The 4,913-nt window shown below is 47.6% G+C and carries 4 protein-coding genes; all 4 read left to right on the top strand.

The features are described 5' to 3' along the window. Positions 1–102 precede the first annotated feature (102 nt). The 4 genes from ccmM (at position 103) to LAY57_RS19305 (ending at position 4,671) form a co-directional block, all read left to right on the top strand. On the top strand, positions 103–1,722 hold the full coding sequence (gene ccmM, locus LAY57_RS19320) for a beta-carboxysome scaffolding protein CcmM (protein ID WP_249068448.1): 1,620 nt from the start codon (positions 103–105) through the stop codon (positions 1,720–1,722). Between the two features lie 175 nt (positions 1,723–1,897). After that, positions 1,898–2,614, top strand: coding sequence for a beta-carboxysome scaffolding protein CcmN (gene ccmN, locus LAY57_RS19315; protein ID WP_249068447.1), 717 nt, complete (start codon positions 1,898–1,900; stop codon positions 2,612–2,614). 78 nt (positions 2,615–2,692) lie between these two features. Beyond that, complete coding sequence (gene ccmO / locus LAY57_RS19310) at positions 2,693–3,457, top strand: beta-carboxysome assembly protein CcmO (RefSeq protein WP_249068446.1); 765 nt, start codon at positions 2,693–2,695, stop codon at positions 3,455–3,457. A gap of 269 nt (positions 3,458–3,726) precedes the next feature. Then, the gene (locus LAY57_RS19305; RefSeq protein WP_249068445.1) at positions 3,727–4,671 is read left to right on the top strand and encodes a LysR family transcriptional regulator; all 945 of its coding nucleotides are present in this window, start codon (positions 3,727–3,729) and stop codon (positions 4,669–4,671) included. Positions 4,672–4,913 lie beyond the last annotated feature (242 nt).

Here is a 4,913-nt window from a genome sequence, read left to right as displayed (position 1 = left end):
CTGACAACTGACAACTGACAACTGACAACTGACAACTGACAACTGACAACTGACAACTGACAACTGACAACTGACAAGCGTTCAGTTAAGAGGAATTCGCAGATGGTACTCCGCAGCATTGCTGCCCCGCCGACCCCTTGGTCGAAAAGTTTAGCTAAACCGAAGATTGATCAAACTGCTTATGTACATCCTTCCTCCAGCGTTATTGGAGATGTTCGGATCGAAGCAAATGTTTTGATTGCGCCAGGAACTTTCGTTCGAGCAGATGAGGGAACTCCTTTCCACATCGGCGAAAGTACCAACCTTCAAGATGGTGTTGTCATTCACGGTTTGGAACAAGGTCGGGTGGTAGGAAATGACGGAAGTTCTTACTCCGTTTGGATTGGGAAGCATACTTCCATCACCCACATGGCCTTAATTCACGGCCCCGCATACATTGGGGATAATTGCTTTATTGGCTTTCGCTCGACGGTGTTTAATGCCCGTGTGGGGAATGGCTGTATTGTGATGATGCACGCGCTGATCCAGGATGTAGTGATTCCTCCTGGTAAGTATGTTGGTTCTGGTTCTATTATTACGAACCAGCAGCAAGCCGATCGCTTGCCAGATGTTCAGGAAGCAGATATGCAGTTCGCCCATCATGTCATCGGAATTAATGATGCTTTGCGAACAGGCTATCGCTGCGCGGATAACATCGCGTGCATAGGGGAAATACGCGATGAGTTAGATGACTCTCAAGTAAGCAATCGTTCAAGTAATGGTAACGGTCAGGTGAAAAATATGCGTTTAGGTTCAGAAGTAAGCGTTCAAGTACGCCAAATGCTGGCGCAAGGATATCGGATTGTTACAGAGCATTCGGATGAGCGGCGGTTCCGTACCAGTTCATGGCAAAGCGGGCCGGGAATCCAGGCGACTAGAGAATCTGAAGCTCTAGCGGCTCTGGAAGCTTGTTTGGATGAATTCCCTGGAGAATACGTGCGTTTGATTGGGGTAGACCCGAAGGCTAAGCGCCGGGTGCTGGAGATGGTGATCCAACGGCCTGATGGCAAAGTTACCCAGAATATTAAAGCTCCTTCTATTAAATCTGGTGGCAGCGCCAACAGCAATTTGGTTGGTAGTAGCCAACTGGGGGCAGAAGTTGTGGAACAGGTGCGATCGCTTCTGAGCAAAGGATATCGCATCGGTACGGAACACGCGGATAAGCGGCGCTTCCAGACCAGTTCTTGGCAGAGCTGCTCCCCCATCGATAGCGATCGCGTATCTGATGTAGTTAAGGCTCTGGAAGCTTGTGTAGAAACCCATGCGGGAGAATATGTCCGCATGATTGGTATTGACACCAAGGCGAAGCGACGGGTGCTGGAACTGCTGATCCAACGTCCCGATGGTAAGGTTTCTGAAAATGGTAAAGCTGCCCCAGCTCAAAAAGCTGAAACCAAGAAAGCTCAAGTGCAAAGTACTGGCTTGAATGCGGAAGTGCAAACACAGATACGTTCTTTGCTGGCTCAAGGATATCGCATTGGCATGGAACACGCCGATCCGCGTCGGTTCCGCACGGGATCTTGGCAAAGCTGTACGCCAGTTCAGTCAAGCAACCCGTCGGAAGTATTTGCCGCTCTGGAAAATTGCCTCAAAGAGCATTCCCAAGAATACGTGCGCTTGATTGGGATTGACACCAAAGCAAAGCGTCGCGTTCTAGAGCAGATTGTTCAACAGCCCAAGTAAGTCAACTGATTTCAGATTTCAGATTTCAGAAAACAAGAGTGAACTCGGCACGCGGCGCGTGAAGCGAAGCGATCGCGTCAGCGAATCGCACTCACAGGCGAACCATTAACCAAAAATATTCTCCAGTATCTGAATCTAAAATCTGAAATTCTCTGTGTTGAGGTTTAAGTTAAGAATGCAATTGCCGCCACTGCAACCGATCGCCAATATGCAATCTTACGTTAGTGGCGATGTCACTATCGATCCGAGTGCAGCGATCGCACCTGGAGTATTACTTATAGCAGATGCAAACAGCCGGATTGTCATCGCCGCCGGAGCTTGTATCGGCATGGGGTCAATTATTGACGCTCGTGAAGGGACTCTGGAAATCCAAGCCGGAGCTGTCCTGGGTGCAGGCGTCTTAGTAGTAGGCAAGGGCAAAATTGGGGCAAAAGCCTGCATTGGTTCGGCTACGACGATTTTCTTTGATTCGATTGAAGCTGGGCAAGTGGTGCCGAGCGGCTCTTTAATCGGAGACTCAAGTCGTCAAATAATTGTGCCACTAACACCATCCACCGCAACTAACTCGGCTTCCGCCTCAAAACAGAACAAAACAACCCTGCCTACGATCACGATCTTGCCTTGTACAGACAATGGACGGCAGGCGTCCATCCCAGCCGACGATAAGTCTGCCTCCACCCTCAACAATAAGCCTTCTAACCCCTACTCCCCAGAGGCGTCGAAGAGTAAAACTAGCAGCGAATCCGCTCCTACCCCAACTGGGCTTGATTCTCCAGCAGCTACTCCTGTTCAAGTTGCCCACGGACAAGCTCACTTGAATCGGCTTATGCTGACGCTTTTTCCCCATAATCAATCCTTAAAGCGCCCACTCCAAGACGGTAAGACTGATTAGTTGTTAGTTTTTAAGTGTTAGGCACTAAATTTTCTAAGAATTAACCGCTAACCACTAACCACTAAAGGTAGGTTATATATGCAGGCCCAGCCGTCGAGTCAAGAACGAGAATTTAATGACACTGCTTTAGGTTTAGTATCAACTCGCAGTTTTCCGGCGATCGTCGGATGTGCTGACATGATGCTCAAATCAGCTGGGGTAGTCTTAGTCGGGTATGAAAAAATTGGTGACGGTCATTGTACTGCGATCGTGCGCGGTGGGATTGCCGATGTCCGTTTGGCCATCGAAGCAGGTGCCCAAACAGCACAGCAGTTTGGTGAATTGATTTCCAGCTCGATTATTCCCAGACCCCTACCCAATTTGGAAGCCGTACTTCCTATAGGCTATCGTTTGTTCCAGCTATCTCAAAACCAGGGTAAGAGTAGCTTAAGCAATCAAGCTATTGGCCTTTTGGAAACGCGAGGGTTTCCAGCTATGGTGGGAGCAGCCGACGCCATGCTCAAAGCAGCTGAAGTCTATTTATCATCCTATGAAAAAATTGGGGCCGGTTTGTGTACTGCCATCATCAGAGGTTCCGTCGCAAATGTCGCAGTAGCTGTTGAGGCGGGAATGTACGAAGCCGAACGCATTGGGGAATTGAACTCCGTTATGGTAATTCCTCGACCGTTGGATGACTTGGAGCAAACCCTGCCGGTAGCGAGTTGCTGGATTGAGAAGCCCCAAGCTCTGAGCTTGCCAGTGAGTGTCAAAGAAGTGGAAAAAGAGCTTGCTAAACTGCCCGACTTGGCAAAAATACCAGTTCCCTTACCACAAGAAATATCAGTTCCCGTACCACAAGAATAAAGAAAAATACGAAAAAGCGTTGCAGCTCATGGGCACGATCTTAGTGGGGATCTTCTCCCGTGTTTGCCATAGACAATACACAGCTTCGTAATTGAAGAAGAACTCCTCTGAATAAATCGTGACCGAGTTATGCAACGCTCTATCAAAGATGTCTTACGCTCTTGCCGGTAACACGATCGTAGCGTAAAGCTTTAATAAGTAAAAGTCTTTATTATTGATGGTTATAATAGATTATTATCTATAATTTAACCATTCCAGGAGTGTGATCCTTGAAGCACACGACGCTGCACCAGTTGAAAGTATTTGAAGCTGCCGCTCGGCATAGTAGCTTTACCCGTGCGGCAGAGGAACTGTTTTTAACCCAACCTACTGTCTCCATGCAAGTGAAGCAGCTGGCGAAAGCAGTTGGTTTGCCCCTGTTTGAGCAGATAGGCAAGCGCCTGTATCTGACAGATGCGGGGCGGGAATTGTTGGCGACCTGCCGAGAGATTTTCGACAGGTTGGCTCAGTTTGAAATGACGGTGGCAGACTTGAAAGGAGTGAAAGCAGGACAGTTGCGATTAGGAGTGATTACCACTGCCAAATATGTTGTGCCGCGTTTGTTGGGGCCGTTTTGCCAGCGTTATCCGGGGATTGATGTGTCGCTCCAGGTGACAAATCACGAAATTATTCTGGAACGGTTCTCGCAAAATATGGACGATCTCTATATTATCAGTCAATTGCCAGACAATTCCGATGCGATCGTACACTCGTTTTTGGAAAATCCTTTAGTGGTGCTAGCACCAAGCAATCATCCGCTGGCTTTCCAGAAGAATATTCCTCTAGAAAGGCTGACTGGCGAACCTTTTATCATGCGCGAACCTGGGTCTGGGACTCGCCAAGCAGTACAAAAATTATTTGAGATACACGGAATCAGTGTAAAAGTCAAGTTAGAATTGGGCAGTAATGAAGCGATTAAACAAGCGATCGCAGGTGGTTTGGGGATATCGGTTTTATCTCGTCATACAATGGCTTTGGAAGGAACAACCAGCCATCTTACTATTTTAGATGTGGAAAATTTTCCGATCGAACGGTATTGGTATGTGGCTCACCCATCCGGCAAACAATTGTCTGTTGTAGCCCGTACATTTTTCGACTATCTGCTCAATGAAGGAAAGCAGGTTTTAGAGGAAACATCTGCTCAAAGTATTATGGGACTAGGGGCTAGGGGCTAAAAAAGTCAAAAGTCAAAAGTCAAAAGTCAAAAGAAACAAATGATATCGTTTCCGGTTGTTTTTGAATCATGATGGCCGCAGAGGGGGGTTCTTTCGTGTCAAATATGCTGCTTTGGACACGGCATATTTATAGCTAGGGACTAGGGGCTAGGGGCTAGGAGCTAAAAAAGTCAAAAGTCAAAAGTCAAAAGTCAAAAGAAACAAATGATATCGTTTCCGGTTGTTTTTGAATCATGATGGCC

The organism is Argonema antarcticum A004/B2 (assembly GCF_023333585.1).
In the GTDB taxonomy this organism is placed as follows: domain Bacteria; phylum Cyanobacteriota; class Cyanobacteriia; order Cyanobacteriales; family Aerosakkonemataceae; genus Argonema; species Argonema antarcticum.
Note: the sequence above shows the minus strand (reverse complement) of the source record. Positions and strands in the feature narration are given on the sequence as shown.

Bases quoted from the DNA above. Each gene is read 5' to 3' on its own strand.
- ccmO (WP_249068446.1), top strand. From the start codon at position 2,693: ATGCAGGCCCAGCCGTCGAGTCAAGAACGAGAATTTAATGACACTGCT.
- ccmN (WP_249068447.1), top strand. From the start codon at position 1,898: ATGCAATTGCCGCCACTGCAACCGATCGCCAATATGCAATCTTACGTT.
- ccmM (WP_249068448.1), top strand. From the start codon at position 103: ATGGTACTCCGCAGCATTGCTGCCCCGCCGACCCCTTGGTCGAAAAGT.